The following is a 22,221-nucleotide window of genomic DNA, read 5'->3' as shown; positions in this document are numbered from 1 at the left end:
CTCTATTAGTGCCATGACAAAAATTAAGATAGTGTATTTGCCCCCATAATGAAGATAACTCGCTGGGCCCTATATGCCTGCTCGCTGCTCACTGCTACGGCGCGTTTCTCTGCGCGCTAGAATCATTGGCCTGATTACCTCGTTAGTGGTCGCTATTACGCTGCTGCTGAGCTGGGTCGCTTCCCGGGAAGCCGCTATTCAGCTTGAAACAAACATAGGCTACGACAGTGCCGATACCGCCTACCAAATGGTGGATAAACTCAACCGCAGTATGGATGCACGTATCAAAGAGGTGCGTCTGCTTTTAGGCATTAAAGCGTTTGCCGACCATACGGACACCCCCTTAGTGCGCGCTCAGCTTGAACACCTGCAGCGTAACTATGATGTGGTGTCCTGGATTGGGGTGACCGATGCCAGCGGTACAGTTGTCGCATCAACCGGGGGCATTTTGGAGGGTAGCTCTATCGCCCAACGACCCGTATTTATAGAGGGGCAGCACGGGCTGTGGGTCGGGGATGTCCACGATGCCGTCATGCTGGCACAGCTGTTGCCCAACCCCACTGGCGAGCCCATTCAGTTCGTGGATATCGCAGCACCGCTTCACAATCAACGCGGAACGTTTACTGGCGTGCTGGGGGTACACCTTAGTTGGGAGTGGGCTACCCAGGTGAAAAACTCCATGTTTTCGCCAAAGCTACGCGAACAGCAAACAGACCTGCTCTTGCTCTCGGCCCAGGGCAACGTGCTGCTTGGCCCCGATGAGTTGGTAGGCCAACCGCTGTCGTTTATTCGCACCTTATCGGAAAGTACAACGCCCGAATGGTCGATTGAAACCTGGCCGGATGGGCAGCGCTATGTCACGGGAGTGGCCCGCAGCCAAGGGTTTGGCGATTTTCCAGGGTTGGGCTGGGTAGCCGTTAGCAGGCAACCCGTGACCACCGCCTTTGCTCCGGTTGAGCGACTTTACGAGATCATTTTAGGCACTGGTCTGCTGGTTGCCCTGATGTTTTCCATCATTGGCTGGATCGTGGCCTCCCGGTTGGTCGCGCCGCTGACTCGCCTTGCCCGCGCAGCGGACAACATCCAAGCGGTTACCAGCCGCTGCGCCATCACCTTGGAAACCGGTTCACCCGAGCTTAAGCGGCTCTCCACCTCAATGCGCGATATGGTGGAGCGTTTGATTGACCAACGCCAGACCATTAGCCGCTTAGAGGACTTGGCCAATACGGACCCGCTCACCGGGCTGCCTAACCGAGCATTTCTCACTCAATACCTGCAGCACACGCTGCCTGAAGCAGAGCGCCAGCAGCAGAGCGTTATTGTGCTGCTCTTTGACCTGGATGGCTTTAAACGGGTGAATGATGAACTGGGTCACCATGCTGGGGATTTACTGCTGATTGAAGTCACGCAGCGCCTAAAATCCACGCTTCGCAGCGGTGACGTAGTAGCACGGCTGGGAGGCGACGAGTTTGTCATGGTGCTCAAGAGCCCTGATGAGAACAGCGCAGCACTGGCCACAGAAGTGAGCCAGCGGCTGCTCCAGCGTATCGCAAGCCCTGTTGTACTCCCCGGCAACCAACAGGCACAGGTGGGTTGTAGCCTGGGGGCTGCCTGGTGGCCACAGCATGGCCACGACATAGAACAGGTGATGCAGCTAGCCGATATCGCCCTCTACAAAGCAAAAAGCAAAGGCAAGCATCGTCTGGTTATTTATGGGGAGTCGAGTTAAGACACTGCTGTAGCTGCGCGTCAGCCGCTTCGCTACCTAACGCGGTGAGATAAGCGATATTGCGTTCAGGAATAGCGGCGGTATCGCCATAAAACGCGATGGCTTTCTCAACGCTGGCTTCGCGCAGCAAATGCACCATGGCATAGGGCGAGCGATTAGAGTAATTCGCCGCGTCGTCTGGCTCTGCATCGGCAAAACAGTAGTCTGGGTGAAACGTCGCTAGCTGGTAAATACCTTCGTAACCCAGCTCAACGAGCAGCTGTTCGGCAAGCTCTACGACATCCAAATAGTGGTCGAAGCTTTTAAAAAGCGTCGGAAACACCAGCAGGGTGGTTTCTACTTCAGGATGCTCGTTGAGCCACTCCAGTTCCGCCACTAACTCCTCAAGCGCCACATCCACCTTTTTCGAGCGCACGACTTCAACACGAATCGAGTGATTCTCAAGCTCGCGTTTAGCAAAAGGGCAAATGTTGTGTCCAACAATAAAGTGGCTCACCCATGCGAGCGTTTGAGCCACTACCTGCTGATCTGCTGCTTGCGTCATACCCGTTGCACCTAAACTCTTTAAAAATCGTGGCGACGGCCACGTACTAGACGCCAGTGTACAGGCAAGCCCTCGCAAATACGCTAGGCATGCTTCTGATAACGCGCTAAGGCCACTTCATAAGATTTATGAATGTGATCATCCATCAGTGCTCGTGCCGCTGATGCGTCACGCTTTAACGCCAGTTCTACCAGCTCATGATGCTGGTCATCCAGCTCTTGGCGAATCGTGGGCATTTTCGGCCCTAAACGCCGGTAACGGTCAAACTGGTCGTGCAGCTGCTCAATAAAACGCAGCAGCCAAACTGAGCCGCAAGGAGCAACGAGGGTACGGTGAAACTGAGTATGCAGGCGCTCCCACTCTTCGCCTTTGTCTAGCGTAATGTCGGCACGTTTTAAGCGATGTGCCGCCGCCAAAAGATCCGCCTCCCACACCGCATCGCCATGGGCAATGGCGCGTTCCAGTGCCATCCCTTCAAGCTCCGTACGCAGCCGCGCAATATCATCTAACTCCTCACGCGAGAGTTTCGGCACTCTAAATCCGCGCTGATTCTCCTGCACCAGCAGTCCATAAGCCGCCAGCTTGTTCAGCGCCTCGCGCAGTGGGCTCAGGCCCACTTGGTACTGCTCCTTGAGAGCATTAATAGCGAGTTTTTCTCCTGCCTTAAAGCGGCCACCTACCAAATCTCGGCGCAGCACATCATAGATGGGGCTGGATGCGCTACCGGCAGGGAGCTGAATGTGCTTGTTCATTCCGGAGTCCTTTTGCGTACCTTCGCAAGGCATCGGTTAATGGAGATTCCATGGCTAGGTGTTGACGCCTCTTGTCAGGCTCACCTATATTCTATTTTAGACAAAATAATCGATTTTTTAACCTACAAACGATAAATAGGGACATCTTATGCTGTTGACCGTACTGTCTTCCCTGCAGGCGATGAGCGCATGAAGCAAACCGCACTCTTTTGGGCTTTTTTCCGCGTCGGCATTTTCGGCTTTGGCGGCGGGCCCGCCATGATACCGCTGGTCAGAGCGGAAGTCGTGACGCGTCACCAGTGGCTAACCGATGAAGAGTTTGCCGATGTGCTGGCGATTGGCAATACGCTACCCGGCCCTATTGCCACCAAAATGCCCGGCTACATTGGATACCGTGTTGCGGGCATTAGCGGCTGCGCGGCGGCGGTGATTGCCGTCATCCTGCCGATGATCGTGGCCATGATTGTGATGTTAGGCATTTTTAGCCGCTACCGCGACGTTGGTTGGATACGCGGCATGGGGCAAGCAGTGATTCCAGTGGTGATGGTGATGATGGGCCAACTCACCTGGGACTTTTTTGATAAATCCAAGGCAGCGCTTGGCTGGCTTGCCAGTGCGGTGATGGCCGCCGTGGCGGGAGCGGTGATTTACTGGCTCGGCGTGCATCCTGGCTGGGTGATTGGCGCTATTTTACTGGCGGCGCTACTGCGTCCTTCCCGGAAAAAACGCGCGGAGGGCACCGCATGATTTATTGGGATCTCTTTTTAGCGTTTTTCATTCCTAACATTATCGGCTACGGCGGTGGCCCCGCCATTATTCCGCTCATTGAAGCAGAAGTAGTCGGCCGCTACGGCTGGATGACCTCGCAGGGCTTTGCTGAAACGCTGGCACTCGGCAACGCGCTCCCAAGCCCGATTGCTACCAAAATGGCAGGGTATGTGGGCTATGAAGTCGCTGGTATTGGTGGTGCAGTGGTGGCTGTGGCCGCCACGGTGGTTCCCTCGCTGTTACTGATGCTTGGGGCATTGGGACTGCTGTATCGCCACCGAGACTCCCCTCGCGTAAAGCGGATGAGCCAATGGGTACGCCCCGTGATTGCCATGATGATGGCGTGGCTGACGCTTGGTTTTTTCACAGAAAGTTTGGCGGCAAGCGGCATCATCCACACGCTGATTATTGGTGTTGTGGCAACGATTGCGCTTGTGCGTTTCAACACCCACCCCGCCTTTGTTGTTATCGGCGCCTTGGTTTATGGAGGGCTCTTGCTAGGTTGACCTGTTGTGCACTACCGACGATTCACTGCAGACAATAAGAACCCAATATGGGACCACGCGCTCACCCCACCGCTACTTAACGCAGCGGATCACCACACCAACTCAATCAAAAAAGGTGTATAAAAATGACGCGTTCTAAACTTGCTCTAAGTACCACCCTCGCTGCCATTGGATTGACCTCCAGCCTGGCGTTCGTTTCCACTGCACATGCGGACTATCCTGAGCAGGATATTCGTTTAATCATCCCTTATGGGCCCGGTGGTGCCACGGATATTATCTTCCGCCTGGTATCACAAGAAGCCGAGCAGCACTTAGGTGCCTCGATTGTGCCGGTGAATATGGCCGGGGCAGGCGCAACGCTTGGGTCACGCAACGTTAAAGACGCTACGCCCGATGGCTATACGCTGCTGGGCAGCCATGACACGATTGCGCTTTCAAAACTCGCAGGCACCGTCGATTACTCCTACGACGCGTTTGAGCCCATCGCCCTACTCACACAAACCATCAATATCGCCACGACCTACGAGGGTCACCCCGTAGAAAGCGCGGCGGGTATTGCCGACTACGTGCGTGAAAACCCAGGCCAAGTGCGCTTTAGCATGATCCCCAGCTCAACCGACCACTTCTTCTGGGCGCAGTTTTTCCAGGAAGCCGGTATTGATATGGCGGATGTGCGCTTAGTGGGCTACCCAGACACCGGCCAACAAGTGTCTGCTCTGATGGCCAAAGAAGTCGACTTCGCCATGTTCAACCTGCCTTCCGGGGGCGCTTTTTATGAAGATGGCACCTTTAAGCCCCTAGGCATCGCGCACCCTGAGCGCCTGGACAACATGCCGGATGTTGCCACTCTGCGAGAACAGGGCATTGAGATGGATCACTCCACCAGCCGCGGTATCTTTGCGCCCAAAGGCACTCCCCAAGAGGTGGTGGACGCCGTCGCAGAGGCCTATGGTCAAGCGCTGGAGAATGAGCAGGTTCAAAGCCGAATCGAGAATGAGTTCGGCTCGGTTGTACGCTTCCTGGCGGGCGATGACTATCAAGCGTTCTTAGATGAAAACGAAGCGGCGCTTTCGGCAGCTGCCGAAAACATCGAGTTCCAAAACTAAGCGTTTCGACGTCATTTCTCGCTCATGCTCCCAGGGCAACGCGCCTGGGAGCACCTGGAGGCTACGCTAATGCTAACGCTTACCAAAGACCGCGCGCTGGCGCTCGCGCTGCTTTTAATGGTGGCTGTCATGTGGGTGGAGTCGGGCTCCATTCGCCCGCCGACGAGCTGGCAGCCTTACGGGTCTGCCCTGTTCCCTCGCATTTTACTCGTCACGATAGGGCTTTTATCGGTCTTGATGCTCATCCGCTCCCTGTTCACCCGCGTCACTCCCGTGGCGTCCTGGCGAACGGAGATCAGCGACTGGTTTACCCGGCGTAAAACCGTTGTGGCGCTATTTGTAATGTTTGGGCTTTATGCAGCGCTGCTGCCCTTACTGGGCTATATCGTGGCCACCATTAGTTTTTTAGTGGCCTCTTTTGCCTTGTTATTAGGCGTTGATACTAAGCGTAAATGGGTGATCAACCTGAGCATCAGCTGCACGTTTGTGCCGCTGGTATTTGTCATTTTCCGCTACGGCTTAAACGTCTGGCTGCCCTAATGCTGAGGAACGTCTAATGTCTAATTTCTTTCTTCAAGCACTCAGCGAGGTCGGCAGCCCCTCCGTCATGGGTTTGATCATACTCGGTGTGCTGTTCGGCATTGTGGGGGGCAGTATTCCTGGCTTTACCGTGACCATGGCTATTTTAGTGGTCTTCCCGTTTACCTTTGCCATGGACCCGGTGAGCGGCGTATCGCTCATGGTCGGCGTCTTTGTAGGCGGATACTCGGGCGGTATTGTATCGGGTGTGATGCTGGGTATCCCCGGTACGCCCTCCTCGATTACCACTGTTTACGATGGCTACCCGATGGCCCAAAAGGGCGAACCCGGCCGAGCCTTAGGCATCGGCGTGATGGCCTCTTTTTTGGGCACGATTATTAGTGTGGCGGTGCTGGTCTTTTTTGGGCCGCTGATAGCCAGCTTCAGCATGAATTTCCGCCCATGGGAAATTACCGCGCTGATCATCTTTGCTCTCACGCTGGTGGCCGGGTTATCCAACGGCGCGCTCCTCAAAGGCCTTTTAGCCGGCGCGCTAGGCTTACTGATCACCACCGTGGGCTATGACCGCAACAGCAATCTGCGCTTTGATTTTGATTTACCCGCACTTAGTTCAGGGTTTGAGATGCTGCCCGTCATGATTGGCGTTTTCGCGTTCTCTCAACTGCTCGGCAATATCGAAAAAATGCGCGACGGCAACGACGGCGGAAAAGGCGTCGATACGAATGTGTCGATTCCTTACCGCCAGATCATGAAAGATATGGCGGGTCAAAAACTCAACACCCTGCGCTCATCATTAATTGGCAGCCTGATCGGCGCACTGCCGGGCACCGGCGGTACTGTCGCCAACTTTGTGAGCTACGACCAAGCCAAAAAGTTTTCGCGCCACCCTGAAACGTTTGGCACGGGCACCCCTAGTGGGATTGTGGCTTCCGAGGCATCTAATAGTGCAGTGGCGGGCGGCGCGTTCGTGCCGACTTTAGCACTGGGCATTCCGGGGGATCTCCCTATGGCCATCATGATGGGCGTGCTGATTCTTCATGGCATCACCCCAGGCCCAATGATGTTTGAACAAAACCCGGTGCTGGTGGGCGCGATCTACGCAAGCCTCTTAATCGGTGCCGTAGTGATGGTGCTGTGTAATCTGCTGCTGGTGCGCTGGTTCGCCAAAATCTCGTTAATCCCGCAACAAATCCTAGTACCGGTTGTGCTGATGCTCTGCGCCATCGGTGCCTATGCGCTCAATAACAACCTGTTCGATATTTGGGTGCTGTTTATTTTCGGGGTGATTGGCTACTTGCTTTGGAAAGCGGGTGTTCCTCTTACGCCGCTCATACTCGGCGTGGTACTGGGCAACAATTTGGAACGGCAATTGTTTAGAGCGCTGGAACTGGACCCTAACTGGCTGACTTTTTTAACACGGCCACTTTCTGCCCTCTTTTTAATACTGGCGGTCGCGTCAGTCGCGTTCTCCCTCTATCAAGACCGCAAACTCAAGCGCCTAAAGCCGGCGACCAACAACTAGCGATCACTGCTTAAAACAAAGGGTACTTTAAATGCATAACAACGCTCTCTATTATCCCAGCGCTTCACGTCGAATGGCCACGTTCGGCAAACGCGGTATGGTGGCCACTTCCCAGCCGCTCGCCGCCCAGGTAGGTATCACTATTTTGCAGCAGGGTGGCAATGCCATTGATGCGGCAATTGCCACCGCCGCCGCGCTTACCGTGGTTGAGCCTACTTCTAACGGCATTGGCAGCGACGCCTTCGCGATTGTGTGGGTCGATGGAAAGCTGCATGGTTTAAACGCCAGCGGGCCTGCCCCGCAGGCAGCCACCATTGAGGCTTTGAAAGCGCTTGGCCATGACGCTATGCCCAACCATGGCATGCTGCCCGTCACCGTGCCCGGCGCGCCTGCGGCCTGGGCAGCACTCTCTGAGCGCTTTGGGAAACTGCCCTTTGCGGATCTGCTAGCGCCTGCCATCGCGCTGGCGGAAGAGGGCTTTGCGGTGACGCCGGTCATCCACCAAATGTGGGAAGAGGCTTTCCATAACTACGCGACCTACCCCGACGCTGCCTTCCAACCCTGGTTCGATACCTTTGCCCCCAAAGGCCGGGCACCGCGCCCAGGCGAGCTATGGTCCGCCCCTGACCACGCGAAAAGCTTAGCCGCGATTGCCAACACAAACGCCGAGGCGTTTTATCGCGGTGAACTGGCTGAGGCAATCGATGCGTTCTCCCGCGAGCATGGCGGCTTAATTCGTAAAGAGGATTTGGCCGCTTACCAACCCGAGTGGGTCGACCCGATTAGCGTGCGCTACCAAGGCCATGATATTTGGGAAATTCCACCAAACGGCAGCGGCATGATCGTGCTGCAGGCACTCGGCATGCTGGAACGGTTAGACCCGTGCCCAGGGGATGCCGTTGAAACCCTGCACCGCCGGATTGAAGCCACCAAACTTGCCTATATGGATGGCTTTAAACACATTACCGAACGCCGCGAAATGGCTCCCACCACTGAGCAAATGCTGGATGAGGCTTACCTAAAATCGCGCGCGGCGCTGATCGGCGATCAGGCCGTTGACCCGGCGCACGGCAATCCTTTGCAAGGCGGCACCGTCTACCTGGCCACCGCCGACGACGAAGGCAATATGGTGTCGTTTATCCAAAGTAACTTTAAAGGCTTTGGTTCCGGCATGGTGGTGCCCGGCACCGGGATTAGCCTGCAAAACCGTGGCTGGTCGTTCTCGCTAGATCCTGAACACGCCAATGCGTTGGCTCCCGGCAAGCGCACCTACCACACCATCATTCCAGGCTTTATCACCAAAGATAATCAAGCCGTAGGACCTTTTGGCGTCATGGGCGGCTACATGCAGCCTCAGGGCCAAGTGCAGGTGGTCACTGCGATGATTGAGGATCAGCTCAACCCGCAGGCAGCGCTGGATATGCCCCGTTGGAAGTGGACAACCGGCAGAACCGTTGAGGTGGAAGCCGACTTCCCTAACCACTTGGCGCTCGCCCTCGCCCGTCGCGGCCACAAGATCGTTAAGGTAGCGGATTCGATTAGCTTTGGCCGTGGCCAGATTATTCTGCGCGACCCGGATACCGGCGTGCTGCAGGGCGGTACCGAGCCACGCACCGACGGTGCAGTGCTACCGCTATAGCGGCTGATATTGTCTCACTACTGCCCACCCAGGTGGGCAGTAGGCTCGCGGAATCAACCGCTATCTCCTATGGCTATCAACGCCGAAGCCACGCATCATGACAGCCTCTTTTTGCTTACCTTGATGTTGCTAACTCATGATGCCGTCTGCTCCTTCGCCTTCTCTCTCCCCCTTTAGCGGCTTTTTCAGCGTATTTCGCTACAGTCGTCGTGCCCTGGCACTGGTATGGGAAACCTCCCGCTGGATGATGCTGGGCTTAGCGCTTTGCACGCTAGTGGCTGGCGTACTGCCCGCCGTGGCCGCCTATGTGGGCCAGTTGATTGTGGATGGGGTGCTGGCGGCCATGGAAAGCTATGAGGCAGCGAGCAACCCTGACTTATGGGAGACGCTCACTCCGGTGCTGGGGTTAGTGGCCTTGGAAGGCGGCATCATTGCCCTGATGGCGTTAGCCCAGCGTGGCCTCTCGGCCCAGCAGTCGCTGTTAAGAGCGCTGCTCGGGCAAAAAGTGAACGTCATGATTTTGGAAAAGGCGGGCACGCTGTCGCTGAGCCAATTCGAAGATTCAGAGCTTTATGACCAGCTCACCCGCGCTAGGCGAGAAGCCTCGACCCGCCCACTAGCACTGGTCACGAAAACCTTTGGGCTGCTGCAAAACGCGATTTCCCTTGGCAGCTTTGCATTTCTACTGGTGCAGTTTTCTCCCTGGGCACCGTTGATCTTGGTGGTGGGGGCACTGCCGGTGTTTCTTTCTGAAGCGAAATTCTCCGGCGATGCCTTCCGGCTCTTTCGCTGGCGCTCGCCGCAAACCCGCATGCAGATGTACCTGGAAACCGTTTTGGCCCGAGAAGACAGCATTAAAGAGGTCAAGCTGTTTGGCTTAGAGCAACGGTTTTTGCAGCGCTACCGGGCTATTTTTCACCAGCTATTTGCTGAAGACCGCCGCCTGACCCTACGCCGTGAGAGCTGGGGGTTTATTCTAGGGCTGCTGGGTACGCTTACTTTCTATGCCGCCTATGGCTGGGTCGTGGTGGAAACCGTGGTGGGAGCCCTCACGCTAGGCCAAATGACTATGTACTTAATGGTGTTTAAGCAGGGCCAAAGTGCGCTATCCGCCAGCCTTACCGCTGTGAGCGGCATGTATGAAGATAACCTCTACCTTTCCAACCTGTACGAATACCTGGAACAGCCCACCGAAGCCGAAGCAGGCCACCTAACCCAAGGCACGGTGCCCAACGACGGGCTGCGCTTTGAGCAAGTGAGCTTCGCTTACCCCGGTGGCCAAGAGGTACTGCACGATATTTCGCTACACATTGTGCCCGGCAGCAGCCTTGCTCTGGTGGGTGAAAACGGCTCGGGTAAAACCACGCTGATCAAACTCTTAACGCGGCTCTACCGCCCCACCCAAGGCCGCATTTTGCTAGATGGCAGTGATCTTAACGATTGGGATACTCAAGCATTAAGAGCACGCGTGGGCGTTATCTTCCAAGACTTTGTACGCTACCAGCTCACCGTGGGTGAAAACCTTGGGGTGGGTGATACCACGGCCTTCGATGATCAGCAGCGCTGGCAGCAAGCGGCAAAAGATGGGCTGGCCGATAGCTTTATTAAACGCATGCCAGAAGGTTACCAAACCCAGCTAGGGCGCTGGTTTAAAAATGGCCAGGAGCTCTCCGGCGGCCAGTGGCAGAAAGTAGCGCTTTCCCGCGCCTATATGCGCAAAGATGCCGATATTTTAGTGCTGGATGAGCCCACCGCCGCGATGGATGCCGCCGCCGAGGCGGATGTCTTTGCTCGCTTTCGAGACCACAGCCGCGACAAGATGACGATTTTGATCTCTCATCGTTTCTCGACCGTCCGCAGCGCCGACCAAATCATCGTCATCGACCAAGGGCGAGTCATTGAGCGTGGCACCCATGAAACGCTGCTTGAAGACAATGGCCGCTATGCGTCGTTGTTTCATTTGCAGGCGGAGGGGTATAAGTAAAAACAATTAATCATGATATACATCTTAAATTAGCATGCTATCAACTTAAAAAGTGAAAAAAAGTCACACCGCTCTTTAACCTATCGCCATTACCTCTAAAGGGTAGTAAATTCGCGAAAATTAAAAGTTAAAGTACGGAGTGCACCACATGAGAATGATTAACAAAATCAGCTTTAAATATGCTATGGCTTTCATTGCTGTAGCATTGTCATTACTGGCAGTTGTGGTAGCAGATGCTTTACTGGTCAATATGGTAAAGAGTCGCCTCCAAACACTTGTAAACAGCTATATTCCGGCCATTTCAACAACATTAAATGCTGACAGAGACTTATATCAGGCAAGAGTCGCTGAGATTGAATATGTTTTAACATCTGCATCATCAGCAAGAAACGCTCAGTTGCTAGCCAGCTATGAAGAAAATGCGCAACAAGCTTATGACCGGATGCAGACGTACTTTCAAAGCATGCAGTCTCACCCTGAACTTTTAGCACAGCTCTCTAATTTTGATAACGCTTATAATGAGTGGAAACAAGAAAGCAGCCGTGTTTTTGAGCTTCATCAATCAGGTGATATTAATAGCGCTTTAAATGTTCTTTCAGGCTCATCTCTTGAAAGCTTTGAAGAATTGCGCTCCCTGTATGACATCTCAGGACAGAATGTTGAAGCAGTAGTATTAGCCACTGAGCTAGCGGTAGCCGACAGAATAAAGCTACAACAAATTTCTACATTAATTTTTTCTTTAGCCGTATTTGCTCTCGTCATGTTGGTAGCAGTCATGGGGCCTAAAATGATGTCCAGTGCAATACAACAAGTAAGCGCAAGAATTCAAGAAATTACTGAAGGTGATGGCGACTTAACGGCACGCATTGACAGTAAACGTAAAGATGAAATTGGTGAGCTAGCCGCACAGTTCAATGCCTTTATCAAGCGTATCGACGACACGCTGCAGTCAGTGAGCCACAGCACCGTCAGCCTTCAGCATGCCTCAACAGAAATTGCTAAAGGTAGCCAAGAACTGGCGTCACGCACGGAACAGGCCGCGGCCAACATCCAGCAAACGTCTGCCTCCATGGAACAAATTGCGGCGGTGGTCAGCAACGCTTCTGAGTCTGCCCAGCAGGCTAACCAGCTCGCACTCTCGACACGGGACATTGCGCATCAAGGTTTGAATGCCATGCAAGGCGTTCAAAAAACTATGGGCAGCATTAGTGAGTCTTCAGGACAGATTAGTGAAATCGTCACCATGATTGAAGGTATTGCCTTTCAAACCAATATCTTGGCGTTGAACGCTTCGGTTGAAGCGGCACGAGCGGGAGAGCATGGCCGAGGCTTTGCCGTCGTCGCACAGGAAGTTCGTATTCTAGCCAGCCGCACCAGCGAAGCATCAAAGAGTATTTCAGAATTAATCAGTACTTCGTCTGAGCGAACACTCTCTGGTGTATCCCAGGTTAAAGCAGCTAGCGATACGTTACACAGCATGATGCAAAGTATTGAACGTGTTGCCGATGTGGTCGCAGAAATCAGCGCAGGTGCCAAAGAGCAGAGCGTGGGCATTGGTCAAGTCAATGACGCTGTTAACGAGCTAGATAGCATGACGCAGCACAACGCATCGATGGTAGAAGAGTCCAGCGCCGCTGCCGCGGAGCTGCGTGAACAGGCGGATCGACTGAGCGCATTGGTGGGCTCTTTTAAACTGAGCAATAGCCCATCCATCGTTGATTCAGGGCGTCACGTATCTCTTGATCAAACTAATAAAAGCACACTACAGTTAGCTTCAACGCTACCTAGAAATTTGGTTCGTCAGTCTACCCCTGAATGGGAGTCTTTTTGATGATGCCCACTAAGCCAATCGTTTAACCCTATTCATCTCTGCGTCTTCAGGCTCCTCCCCTGGCACCTGAAGGCGCTTTTGCATTGCCGACTCAGGCATTGCGTCAGTGCGCTGGCAATAACACTTACTTAAAACGCTGCGCGTACCTATTTGAAAGGACATATCATGCCGCCCAGTGCGTTAGTGATTGATGATGACGTCGATATCCAGCTACTCGGCAAAATGTTGCTAAGCCGACATGGGTTTGATGTTGCCACCGCCGGATGCTTGGGAGAGCTGGCGCGTAAACCTGCCCTACTTAACACTAACCTGATCGTGCTGGATTTTGGCTTGGGCGATTTTACCGGGCTGGATATCCTGGATTATCTCTATGATCTAAAAATGAATGCCCCTATTTTGCTCTTAAGCAGCTGCTCTGATGAAACCGCCGCCCACGCAATTGCCGAAGGTAAATCTAAGGGGCTAAAGATGCTGGGCTTTTTGCCTAAGGCCAAACTAATGACCGGCCTTGGCGCGTTTATCGAGCAAATTGAGTCATCACCGAAACCACCCTCTGTAGGCGAGCTGGCCCAGGCGATCAAGCAGCAGCATATTTGCCTTGCGCTGCAGCCTAAGATCTCGCTGGCGACAGGCGCGGTTGTGGGCGCAGAGGCTTTAGTGCGCTGGGAAGATCCAACGCGCGGTACCATTTACCCTGATAACTTTATTCCCCTGGCTGAAAGAAGCGGCCTGATGGTGCCACTGACTTGGTGCATTTTAGAGCTCTCGTTTGCGCAGCTAGCCAGTTGGCATTCCCGTGGGTTGCCGCTAAGTATCGCCGTTAACGTACCTGCCGAATTCATCAAAGCTGAAAATATGCTGTCGATGTTCGATACGCTATGCAGCAAGTACCCCATCGATATGACCAAGGTCACGCTGGAGTTGACAGAATCCGTCGGCGTGGAGTGCTTGGGCTATGCCCGACACATCTTGGATGAACTACGTAAACGGGGATGCAAATTAGCGCTTGATGACTTCGGCACGGGTTACTCCTCGTTAACACAACTCTACCGACTGCCGTTTGATGAGTTAAAAGTTGATCGCAGCTTTGTATCACTGATCGATAGCGAGCCCAACGCCCAGGCCATTACGCTCTCCATCGTCGAGCTAGGCGCGCGCCTAGGGATGAGCGTCGTGGCGGAGGGCATCGAAAATGCCAAGCAGCAGGCGTTTCTCGCCGAAGCGAACTGCCCCGTGGGGCAAGGCTATTTTATCTCTCGCCCTCTCTCCCCAGCACTGTTTGATGAGTGGTTACATCATCAAATGACCACGGCCAAAAGGGCCTAACCGACCCTTCACCCTCAGCTGATTCTCCAGCGCTACCTTAAGTAGCGCTGGCATTAACGCTAGATAGCCAGTAACCCTTGTTCTAGCAGTGCTTGCTGAGTGGTCACTTTGAGCGCTTCCAGAGTATCTAACCGTCCGATCACCGTTTCACCGCCCTCCTGCCCTCCACTTTTCTCCAACAAGGCAGCTTGATCAGCAATCGCTGCACAGCCTAGCGATGCAGCAGCGCCTTTGAGTGAATGCGCTTCTTTACGCAACGACTCGGCATCCCCCGCAAGCCAGCATGCACGCAAGCGAATAAGACGCTCTTCCAGTCGGGTTAAAAACGCATTCAATAAAGCATTGAGCGAGGCGGGATCAAACGCTTCCTGAAGCTCTAAACAAATTTTACGATCCAATACATCAGGGCCGGCTCCCTCTGTTGCCACATCGACCGGGAGAACCTTTTGCGAACTCCCAGGGAGTTCAACGTGTACCACCGTGTCAATCGGCATGTCAGCGGTGAGCACGTACCGGCTAATCAGTTGATACAATTCTTCTCGCGTGAACGGCTTGTTAATCATGTCGTCCATGCCGCTTTCAAAGCAGCGCTCGCGATGCTCAGGCATCACATTAGCCGTCATCGCGACAATCGGTAGCCTTGGCAACGCATGCACGGACTCAAAAGCACGCCAGCGTAGCGTGGTTTCGGGGCCATCCAGAATGGGCATCTGCATGTCCATCAACACAAGATCGATTGCCGAGTACTCTTCCTGTAGCTGCTCTAAGGCAGATTGGCCGTTATCGGCAATAGTGACGCGCTGCCCTAGCTGTTCTAACATCACTTTGGCGACGGTCTGATTGATCGGATTATCTTCCACCACTAGGATGTGGTGTTCATTGGCGAGTGCCGTACGCTGCTCACTGTGCGGGTAGGCATCAATCGAGTGTGCTTCAGGTAACGTGACTGAAAACCAGAAACGGCTACCTATGCCCACGTCGCTGGTCACGCCAATATCTCCCTCCATGGCATGCACAAGACGTTTACAGATGGCAAGTCCCAAGCCTGTTCCTTCGTGACGACGCGAAATCGACGTATCAACCTGGGAAAACGCAGAAAAAAGGCGCTCCTGATCAGCTGCGGCGATACCACAGCCTGTGTCATATACCTCAAATAACAGCCGGTTGCCTGAACCTGGCGATGCATGAAACTTAACAAACCCCTCTTCGGTAAATTTCAGCGCGTTATTGATCAGGTTCATCATGACCTGGCGCAGACGAGCAATATCCCCCACAACAAACCGAGGCAGCAGTGGATCAATGGAGTAATTGAATACGACGGGCTTACTCTTTTCTTGCAGCACGTACCCCGTGCATAGCGCCTCAATGCACTCACGCAAATCAAAGGGCCGTGCATCTAAATCAAGACGGCCACTCTCGATTTTGGTGTAATCCAAAATATCGTTAATGACCGCACGCAGGCTATCTGCACTTCTCTTGAGCGCTGATAGGTAAGCGTGAGCCTTCGGCGTGTGTACTTCTTCACTCAACAAATCTGCCATGCCGACCACACCGTTAAGCGGTGTACGAATCTCATGGCTCATCACCGCCATAAACTGCGATTTGGCTTGGCTGGCAATTTCGGCGCGTTTGGCGGTCTCTTTCAGCTCTCGGCTTTTAACTTCCAGCGCCTGGGCTTTACGAATGCTAATTTTTCCTTCAATCAGCAAGGCGCGAACCAGTAAGCCACCTGAGAACATTAAAGAGAGCAGAAGGATCAATGCCAGCCCATAAAGCTGGGTCATCTTTTCGCGCTCTAGCGTGCGGAGCCGTGCAACGCTCGCGTTGGTCTCGATTAAAATAGTGCCAGTGATTTTTTGCAGAGTGATCGCAGCATCCACGGCCTGACGAATAAGCTCATCATTTAAAGCAGATGCATCGTCCCAGAGCGGTTCCATTAATTGATCAATCTCATTAATGACAACGGCAGCCTGCTCGACTAGCGTGTTAACCCCATGGATTTTCGAGACGGCGAGATTAATTTCTCCCTGTTGGAAAAGATTTTTTCGGCTAAACAGAATTTCAAAGCGCAGCAGCAGATCATCTACCGTAGCGTCCCCCACCTGGCTACCCACAAGCATCAAGTGAAGCTCACGGACTTCCCTATCAAACTGATACCCCGTCCATACAAGGTTTTCTAAAAGGCGATTTTCAATGGCATGCTGACGCTGGAAAATCACGCCGCCCGTAATAATGGCAGATAGAAAAAAGAGGATCGCTGAAAACGTGGCGACCCTCACTCGACGCGAAAAATAGTGTCTTAGAATGGGCAACATGGCGTTTACCTAGCAATACCGCACCCGCTACTCGACTTCTATTCGCTTAACCTGCCAGACGGAGCGTGTCAGTATCTCTTCGTTTAATAACGAAGGGTTTTCATCAAAGGGGTAAATAATAAACAGTGGGCCGTGATCGCGAATTCTGAGCGGCTGGTCATCTGCACGCATGGCAAAAATGACCTCATGATCGTAAAAATCACTGATCGGCACCGTGGAGGCATAGTCATTCAACGCTACGACTCTTAGCTGCTCCCCTTCAGCCCCCACCGCATCTAAAAGTGCCCTACCTAGCGGGCCTTCAAAACTCACCACGCCGTCATGCCACGGAGTACTGGTCTGGGTAGTACGCTGCGCCAGTGCTTCCAGCATGGCTTTATCAAAGTGTGCCTCACTGCCGGCGTTGGTTTGGGTTATGTTGCCTGCCACTTCTAGAATAACGCTACCGGTGGGAGCCTCCAGCGCCTGTGCGCTATGAATAATCAAGGCACCCCCAAAAAACAAAATAACCTTACTTATCAAATGCTTATTCATTTTCAACCTCCTGAGTTGTAGCCGAAGTATAGCGCTACGACTCAAGCGTTAACTGTAAACCTTTGTGTCGCTCCCCCAACCTAAACTAGAATTAAAGAATGAGCTTTCCCCCCAGCGGTGTGAGGTTTATCACACGATAAAAATAGGTAACTCACTATGCATATCGGCGTGCTTGAAGATGATATCGACCAACAAGCATTTATTGAGCAGTGCCTCTTATCTGCTGAGCACCAGGTATCTTTATTTGGTAGAGCAAGTGAGCTTAGACGCGCTACACAAGAGCAGCGCTTCGACTTTTTAATTATTGATTGGCGTCTGCCGGATGGCTGTGGAATGGATGTGGTGAGCCATCTACGTCAAAACGATGGCTGGCGCGGCCCGATCCTTTTTATTACGGCAAGCCAAGGTGAAGACGATGTGGTCAAGGCGCTGGAGCAAGGTGCCGATGATTTTCTAGCAAAGCCGCTGCGCCCAAAAGAGTTTCTCGCCCGAGTGAGTGCTCTTGGCCGTCGTGCCGGATACGATGCACCACGCCCATCTGCCACCTGCCCAAGCGCATTTTCTATCAATACCGATGAGCACACCATATGCGTTGATGGCCACGCCGTTGAGTTAACCGAGCGTGAGTATCGCCTAGCCACCCTGTTCTTTTCCAAAGTGGGCGAGTTGTTAAGCCGCGCTCACTTATTGGAATTGGTATGGGGAATAAAAGGGGATGTTTCAACGCGTACGGTAGATACCCATGTTAGCCGTTTGCGCCGTAAATTAGAGCTGGATGGCAGGCATGGGCTGCGACTTCGTAGCGTGTACCAATCAGGCTATCGCATGGAGTTGTGCAGTATCTCCACCGTTGAGCAGGCGGCCAACTAATAAAAAAGCCGACCTTGCGGTCGGCCAAGCTGATGAGAGTCTGCAAGCTCAAAAATTGCCTGCAGTGATGCCTGGGGAAAGCATCGCCAAAGCGCTTGTTTAAGCGGCTTGGCGATGCCCTCTCGTGCGATTATTGTTACCGCTGTTCAGAGCGTTACGCCCTTTCCGCGAATAGCTGCCTTTGCCTTTCTTAGGGGTTTGCTGCTGCATTTTAAACATGGGGGTGCGTAACTGAGCTTTTAGCGCGTTATCGCGAACTTTGTGCTGTTTCACACTCTACTCCTGGTTCATTAAGAGAAACTTAACAAAACGGCGCACCTTGGCCGTCGCCTCTAGGAACATCCTTTACCCTAACAGTTCCCTTTACCGGGTTAACGTCGTTAATGCTGCTGGGCCAGCCGGGCTATGGGCCACCATACTCACTACACTCCCCACCATGATTAAGCAAGGCGAGGGCAGCGGCTCTGCGGCAAGACGGGCGGGCATATCCAAAAGTGTGCCCACCAAAGACTGCTGCTCGGGCTGGCTGGCGTTAGCCACCAACATAATGGGCCACGTATCGGGCAGCCCCGCTTGGCGCAAGCCGTGGCAAATGGCGGCCACTTTAGAAAGCCCCATATAGAACACCAGGGTCTCATCTTGGCGCGCAAGCGTCGCCCAGTCGGGCATGCCGCCTTCTCGGCATAGCTGCGCCGTAATAAAACGCACCTGCTGGGCATGACCGCGATCGGTAAGTGGAATCCCCATCCCTGCCGCTGCGGCGGAGGCGGCGGTAATACCCGGCACAATCTCCGCAGGCAGCCCGGCCTCTGCCAGAGCCGCTAGCTCCTCGCCCATGCGCCCAAACACGCCGGGGTCGCCGCCCTTCAAGCGCACCACCGATTTGCCTGCCTGGGCCAGGGAGACGATCAGCTCACCAATCTCCGCCTGAGGCATGCTGTGATGGCCGCTGGCTTTGCCAACATAGTAGCGCTCGGTGCCCAGAGGAATGAGCCCCAGCACCTCGTCACCGACAAGGCGGTCATACACCACCGCGTCTGCCTGCATCAGCAATCGTGCGGCCTTTAACGTCAGCAGTTCAACATCGCCGCTGCCCGCACCTACCAAATAGACGGTTCCTGGGTGGCAGGCACCGCTTAGCGGCAAGTGCAGCCGAGTGGCGGTGTCGCGACTAAAAGGCGCCCACGCCCGCTGACCCAAGCGCCACAGCGCTTCAGGCCACTTCTGTGTTAGCTGTTTGCTTAGCGCGCGCATGGGGCCGCTCCTCTTCAAGTATCGCTTTTAGTTCGGGTAGGCAGCTGCCGCACTGGGTGCCACAGGCCAGTCGTGCGCCTAACGCTTCAACGCTGGTATCGCCTGAATGAATCGCTTTCACAATGCTGGCTTTGCCTACTTGGTGGCAACTACACACCACCGGGCCAGTATCGACAGCACCATCATCGCACCCGGCCAGCAGGCGTCTACGGTGCGGAGTCTCCAGGGTAGCGTCATTGAAGCGCGCTTCAAGCCAGGCAAGCCCAGGCAGCTCGTCGGGTGGGCCCACCATCAACCACCAGCGCAGCCGCCCTTTCACCACGCCCGCTGCGCGCAGCCTACCCGTTGCCGGGTCGTCACACCACAGAGAGGCGGAAACACCGCACCACGCTTCCACCTGCGCTAGCCAATCCGCGACCGGCTGGCTATCCGCTAGCTGCCAGCGGGTGCAGCTTGCCATCGGAATGCGTGCCCAGTAGTCGCTGCGACGCCAGGGCGATGTTTGCATATCCAACTCATTGGCTAGCAGCAGCGTCGCCTGCCAAGCAATGGGGAGTTTGCTCACCGCCACCGCCCCCTGCTTGGCTTCCGGCTGCCCGGAGAGCGGGTCGGTATAGCCTTTAATCAATGCGCCGCTACGCCCCTGTTTGGTAAAGCAGTCGGTCCAGTGCATCGGCACGAACACTTCGCCTTGGCGTTGGGCGTTAGAGACCCGCACCCGCCCACAGTACTCCCCGGCGGCAGCGGTCAGCTTGGCCAGGCCTTGATCCGTTAAGCCCGCCTGAGCAGCATCGTCTGGGTGCAGCTCGATGAACGGTTCGGCGCGGTGGTTCATCAAGCGCGGTGCACGGGCGGTACGGGTCATGGTGTGCCACTGATCCCGCACGCGGCCGGTATTCAAGCGCAGCGGGTAGTCGTCGCTCAGCGGCTGCTCCGGCGGGCGCGGAGTAATCGGCAGCAGTTTGGCTCGGCCATTCGCCGTAGCAAACCGGCCATCTTCAAACAGCCTTGCTGTTCCACGGGATGCCTGCTGAGTCACGGGCCACTGAATCGGCGCGAGCGCATCATAAGCCGCTTGGCCCAGGCCTGCCAGCCCTGAGATATTGAACAGCCGCTGGGTATCGCCGCTATTCTCATAGCCAGAGAGGCGTGCGTGCTCATCGAAAATCTCCCACGGGTGGGTGTAATCGAACGCTTCTCCCACGCCTAGGCGTTTCGCCACTTCGCAGAGTATCCACCAGTCGTGCTTGGCCTCGCCGGGGGGAGGCAGCATCCCCCGCTGGCGAGAAATTCGCCGCTCTGAGTTGGTCACCGTGCCATCCTTCTCCGACCAGCCTGACGCGGGCAGCACGATATCCGCAAAGGGCAGCAGGTCGGTATTGGCGACGCACTCCGAGACAATCACCAGCGGGCATTTTGCCAGCGCGCGGCGCACTTTTTCCCCATCCGGCATGCTCACCGCCGGATTGGTCGCCATCACCCACAGGGCGGTAATCTCGCCACGCTCGATGGCATCAAATAGCTCTACCGCCTTATAACCCGGGGCATCAGGCAGTGCCGGGGTTAAATGCTGTGTGGTCCAGAAGCGGCTGACTAATTCGCGAGCGCCCGGCGTGTGGTAATCCATATGCGCCGCCAGCTGATTGGCCAGCCCGCCCACTTCGCGCCCACCCATGGCGTTGGGCTGGCCGGTGATCGAAAACGGCCCCGCCCCCGGCAAACCGATTTTCCCGCCCGCTAGGTGGCAGTTGATAATCGCGTTGCACTTATCGGTGCCGCTGGAGGATTGATTCACCCCCTGGGAGTAGAGTGTGACCACGTGTAGTTGGCTGGCAAACCAGTAGTAGAAAGTTTCCAGACGCTCAGCGTCCACATCACATTCGCGGGCGACGACTTCCACGCTGTCTGCATTATGTCTGGCAGTGCTCAGCGCGTCGTCTAACCCTTCGGTGTGTCGCTCCAGGTAAACGCTATCTAGGCGCTGGTGGTCAGCCATCCACGCCAACAGCCCGTTAAACAGGTAAGCATCGCTACCAGGACGAATGCCTAGATAGAGATCGGCAATTTCGCAGGTGTCGGTCACTCGGGGGTCGATCACCACGACCCGCATGAGCGGGTTGCGCTCTTTGGCCACCTTCAATCGCTGATAGAGCACCGGATGATTCCAGGCAAGGTTAGACCCCACCAACACCACCAGCTCCGCCTCTTCGAGGTCTTCATAACTGCAAGGCACTGCATCGGCACCAAAGGCTCGCTTGTAGCCCGCCACGGCGGACGCCATGCAGAGCCGTGAGTTGGTATCCAGGTGAGGGGTGCCCAAGAAGCCTTTAAACAGCTTGTTGGCGACGTAATAATCTTCGGTTAAGAGTTGCCCGGATAAGTACGCCGCTACCGACTGCGGGCCGTGGGCGCTGCGCTGCGCCTGCAAGCGTTCGGCGGTGGCGGTGAGCGCCTGCTCCCAGGAGACCTCCTCGCCATCCACACGCGGCTTCAACAAGCGCCCCTGCTCGCCCAGGGTTTCATGCAGCGCGGTGCCTTTCACGCATAGGCGGCCATAGTTAGCGGGGTGCTCGCGGTCTCCTTCGACGGCGATGAGCTGCCCGTTCTCCAGCGTGGCGGTAACGCCGCAGCCAACGCCGCAGTAGGGGCAGGTGGTTCGGGCGAGCCGATTGGCCTGTGGCATGGCAGTTTCCTCCGGCGTTAAAACGCAAAAAACGCCCAAGCCAGCCTCTAAAAGAAGCCTGCCTGGACGCCGTTGTCTCAGGGGCACCGCTTACCGGGTGCCGTACTCATCAGTGATTTGCTGCAGTTAGTATTGTTCGACGCAATTAGTCGTTGTGATCGTTATGGGCAAAGACCCTGCACTGAGCCGTTATTGCTTGTTACCAGACATAACTGCAAACCCTGCGCCCATGCTGCGAAAAAACCATAAAAATATTTTAAAAACAGTATTTTAAAAAACATTCCAAAAACCCATCGTTTGCCAGGACGCTGGCCATTG

At 54.8% G+C, this 22,221-nt stretch carries 18 protein-coding genes; 11 read left to right on the top strand and 7 right to left on the bottom strand.

All coding sequences use genetic code 11. The features are described from left to right. The first annotated feature begins 73 nt into the window (after positions 1-73). Positions 74-1,729: a sensor domain-containing diguanylate cyclase gene (locus tag IEW65_RS02015; protein ID WP_188637842.1), complete on the top strand. Its 1,656-nt coding sequence runs from the start codon at positions 74-76 to the stop codon at positions 1,727-1,729. Here the strand turns inward: IEW65_RS02015 and IEW65_RS02010 are convergent. Both IEW65_RS02010 and IEW65_RS02005 read right to left on the bottom strand, forming a co-directional pair. Then, on the bottom strand, positions 1,707-2,273 hold the full coding sequence (locus IEW65_RS02010; protein WP_188637841.1) for a DUF1415 domain-containing protein: 567 nt from the start codon (positions 2,271-2,273) through the stop codon (positions 1,707-1,709). The genes IEW65_RS02015 and IEW65_RS02010 overlap by 23 nt on opposite strands. 83 nt (positions 2,274-2,356) lie before the next feature. Beyond that, positions 2,357-3,025: a GntR family transcriptional regulator gene (locus IEW65_RS02005; protein WP_188637840.1), complete on the bottom strand. Its 669-nt coding sequence runs from the start codon at positions 3,023-3,025 to the stop codon at positions 2,357-2,359. A gap of 189 nt (positions 3,026-3,214) precedes the next feature. Here IEW65_RS02005 and IEW65_RS02000 point away from each other — a divergent pair, with 189 nt between their 5' ends. The 9 genes from IEW65_RS02000 (at position 3,215) to IEW65_RS01960 (ending at position 14,247) form a co-directional block, all read left to right on the top strand. After that, on the top strand, positions 3,215-3,772 hold the full coding sequence (locus IEW65_RS02000) for a chromate transporter (RefSeq protein WP_188637839.1): 558 nt from the start codon (positions 3,215-3,217) through the stop codon (positions 3,770-3,772). Next, positions 3,769-4,299 (top strand): chromate transporter, encoded by a 531-nt coding sequence (locus tag IEW65_RS01995; protein ID WP_188637838.1) that lies wholly within the window; start codon positions 3,769-3,771, stop codon positions 4,297-4,299. Before IEW65_RS02000 ends, IEW65_RS01995 begins: the two co-directional genes overlap by 4 nt. A gap of 125 nt (positions 4,300-4,424) precedes the next feature. Further along, positions 4,425-5,405: a Bug family tripartite tricarboxylate transporter substrate binding protein gene (locus tag IEW65_RS01990; RefSeq protein WP_188637837.1), complete on the top strand. Its 981-nt coding sequence runs from the start codon at positions 4,425-4,427 to the stop codon at positions 5,403-5,405. Between the two features lie 69 nt (positions 5,406-5,474). Continuing rightward, entirely contained in the window at positions 5,475-5,945 is a 471-nt protein-coding gene (locus IEW65_RS01985) for a tripartite tricarboxylate transporter TctB family protein (protein WP_188637836.1), read from the top strand. A 16-nt stretch (positions 5,946-5,961) separates the two neighbouring features. Then, complete coding sequence (locus IEW65_RS01980) at positions 5,962-7,467, top strand: tripartite tricarboxylate transporter permease (RefSeq protein WP_188637835.1); 1,506 nt, start codon at positions 5,962-5,964, stop codon at positions 7,465-7,467. Positions 7,468-7,498: 31 nt separating this feature from the next. Next, positions 7,499-9,106 (top strand): gamma-glutamyltransferase family protein, encoded by a 1,608-nt coding sequence (locus IEW65_RS01975; RefSeq protein WP_188637834.1) that lies wholly within the window; start codon positions 7,499-7,501, stop codon positions 9,104-9,106. A gap of 139 nt (positions 9,107-9,245) precedes the next feature. Continuing rightward, entirely contained in the window at positions 9,246-11,090 is a 1,845-nt protein-coding gene (locus tag IEW65_RS01970; RefSeq protein WP_188638269.1) for an ABC transporter ATP-binding protein, read from the top strand. Positions 11,091-11,238: 148 nt separating this feature from the next. Beyond that, the gene (locus IEW65_RS01965) at positions 11,239-12,921 is read left to right on the top strand and encodes a methyl-accepting chemotaxis protein (protein ID WP_188637833.1); all 1,683 of its coding nucleotides are present in this window, start codon (positions 11,239-11,241) and stop codon (positions 12,919-12,921) included. Between the two features lie 165 nt (positions 12,922-13,086). Then, complete coding sequence (locus IEW65_RS01960) at positions 13,087-14,247, top strand: EAL domain-containing response regulator (protein ID WP_188637832.1); 1,161 nt, start codon at positions 13,087-13,089, stop codon at positions 14,245-14,247. 59 nt (positions 14,248-14,306) lie between these two features. On the opposite strand, the gene IEW65_RS01955 is transcribed toward IEW65_RS01960, so the two are convergent. Further along, the gene (locus IEW65_RS01955; protein ID WP_188637831.1) at positions 14,307-16,562 is read right to left on the bottom strand and encodes an ATP-binding protein; all 2,256 of its coding nucleotides are present in this window, start codon (positions 16,560-16,562) and stop codon (positions 14,307-14,309) included. A gap of 27 nt (positions 16,563-16,589) precedes the next feature. Beyond that, positions 16,590-17,096: a putative pterin-binding protein gene (locus tag IEW65_RS01950; protein WP_188637830.1), complete on the bottom strand. Its 507-nt coding sequence runs from the start codon at positions 17,094-17,096 to the stop codon at positions 16,590-16,592. A gap of 156 nt (positions 17,097-17,252) precedes the next feature. Here IEW65_RS01950 and IEW65_RS01945 point away from each other — a divergent pair, with 156 nt between their 5' ends. After that, positions 17,253-17,966 (top strand): response regulator transcription factor, encoded by a 714-nt coding sequence (locus IEW65_RS01945; protein ID WP_188637829.1) that lies wholly within the window; start codon positions 17,253-17,255, stop codon positions 17,964-17,966. Positions 17,967-18,065: 99 nt separating this feature from the next. Here IEW65_RS01945 and arfA read toward each other — a convergent pair whose 3' ends face one another. The 3 genes from arfA to IEW65_RS01930 all read right to left on the bottom strand — a co-directional run bounded on the left by arfA (position 18,066) and on the right by IEW65_RS01930 (position 21,903). Continuing rightward, positions 18,066-18,239: an alternative ribosome rescue factor ArfA gene (gene arfA, locus IEW65_RS01940; protein WP_188637828.1), complete on the bottom strand. Its 174-nt coding sequence runs from the start codon at positions 18,237-18,239 to the stop codon at positions 18,066-18,068. Positions 18,240-18,329: 90 nt separating this feature from the next. Then, positions 18,330-19,220, bottom strand: coding sequence for a uroporphyrinogen-III C-methyltransferase (cobA, locus tag IEW65_RS01935; RefSeq protein ID WP_188637827.1), 891 nt, complete (start codon positions 19,218-19,220; stop codon positions 18,330-18,332). After that, the gene (locus IEW65_RS01930; protein ID WP_188637826.1) at positions 19,180-21,903 is read right to left on the bottom strand and encodes a nitrate reductase; all 2,724 of its coding nucleotides are present in this window, start codon (positions 21,901-21,903) and stop codon (positions 19,180-19,182) included. Before IEW65_RS01930 ends, cobA begins: the two co-directional genes overlap by 41 nt. Positions 21,904-22,221 lie beyond the last annotated feature (318 nt).

This window comes from Vreelandella lutescens (assembly GCF_014640815.1).
Taxonomy (GTDB): domain Bacteria; phylum Pseudomonadota; class Gammaproteobacteria; order Pseudomonadales; family Halomonadaceae; genus Vreelandella; species Vreelandella lutescens.
The sequence above is the reverse complement of the archived record's forward strand: the minus strand, read 5'-3'. Positions and strand labels throughout refer to the sequence as shown.

Excerpts from the sequence above, each read along its gene's own strand:
- IEW65_RS01995 (WP_188637838.1), top strand. The coding sequence starts at position 3,769 with ATGATTTATTGGGATCTCTTTTTAGCGTTTTTCATTCCTAACATTATC.
- IEW65_RS02005 (WP_188637840.1), bottom strand. The coding sequence starts at position 3,025 with ATGAACAAGCACATTCAGCTCCCTGCCGGTAGCGCATCCAGCCCCATC.
- IEW65_RS01960 (WP_188637832.1), top strand. The coding sequence starts at position 13,087 with ATGCCGCCCAGTGCGTTAGTGATTGATGATGACGTCGATATCCAGCTA.
- IEW65_RS01985 (WP_188637836.1), top strand. The coding sequence starts at position 5,475 with ATGCTAACGCTTACCAAAGACCGCGCGCTGGCGCTCGCGCTGCTTTTA.
- IEW65_RS01945 (WP_188637829.1), top strand. The coding sequence starts at position 17,253 with ATGCATATCGGCGTGCTTGAAGATGATATCGACCAACAAGCATTTATT.
- IEW65_RS01930 (WP_188637826.1), bottom strand. The coding sequence starts at position 21,903 with ATGCCACAGGCCAATCGGCTCGCCCGAACCACCTGCCCCTACTGCGGC.
- IEW65_RS01980 (WP_188637835.1), top strand. The coding sequence starts at position 5,962 with ATGTCTAATTTCTTTCTTCAAGCACTCAGCGAGGTCGGCAGCCCCTCC.
- IEW65_RS01975 (WP_188637834.1), top strand. The coding sequence starts at position 7,499 with ATGCATAACAACGCTCTCTATTATCCCAGCGCTTCACGTCGAATGGCC.
- IEW65_RS02000 (WP_188637839.1), top strand. The coding sequence starts at position 3,215 with ATGAAGCAAACCGCACTCTTTTGGGCTTTTTTCCGCGTCGGCATTTTC.
- IEW65_RS02010 (WP_188637841.1), bottom strand. The coding sequence starts at position 2,273 with ATGACGCAAGCAGCAGATCAGCAGGTAGTGGCTCAAACGCTCGCATGG.
- IEW65_RS01990 (WP_188637837.1), top strand. The coding sequence starts at position 4,425 with ATGACGCGTTCTAAACTTGCTCTAAGTACCACCCTCGCTGCCATTGGA.
- IEW65_RS01955 (WP_188637831.1), bottom strand. The coding sequence starts at position 16,562 with ATGTTGCCCATTCTAAGACACTATTTTTCGCGTCGAGTGAGGGTCGCC.
- IEW65_RS01965 (WP_188637833.1), top strand. The coding sequence starts at position 11,239 with ATGAGAATGATTAACAAAATCAGCTTTAAATATGCTATGGCTTTCATT.
- IEW65_RS01950 (WP_188637830.1), bottom strand. The coding sequence starts at position 17,096 with ATGAATAAGCATTTGATAAGTAAGGTTATTTTGTTTTTTGGGGGTGCC.
- IEW65_RS02015 (WP_188637842.1), top strand. The coding sequence starts at position 74 with ATGCCTGCTCGCTGCTCACTGCTACGGCGCGTTTCTCTGCGCGCTAGA.
- cobA (WP_188637827.1), bottom strand. The coding sequence starts at position 19,220 with ATGCGCGCGCTAAGCAAACAGCTAACACAGAAGTGGCCTGAAGCGCTG.
- IEW65_RS01970 (WP_188638269.1), top strand. The coding sequence starts at position 9,246 with ATGCCGTCTGCTCCTTCGCCTTCTCTCTCCCCCTTTAGCGGCTTTTTC.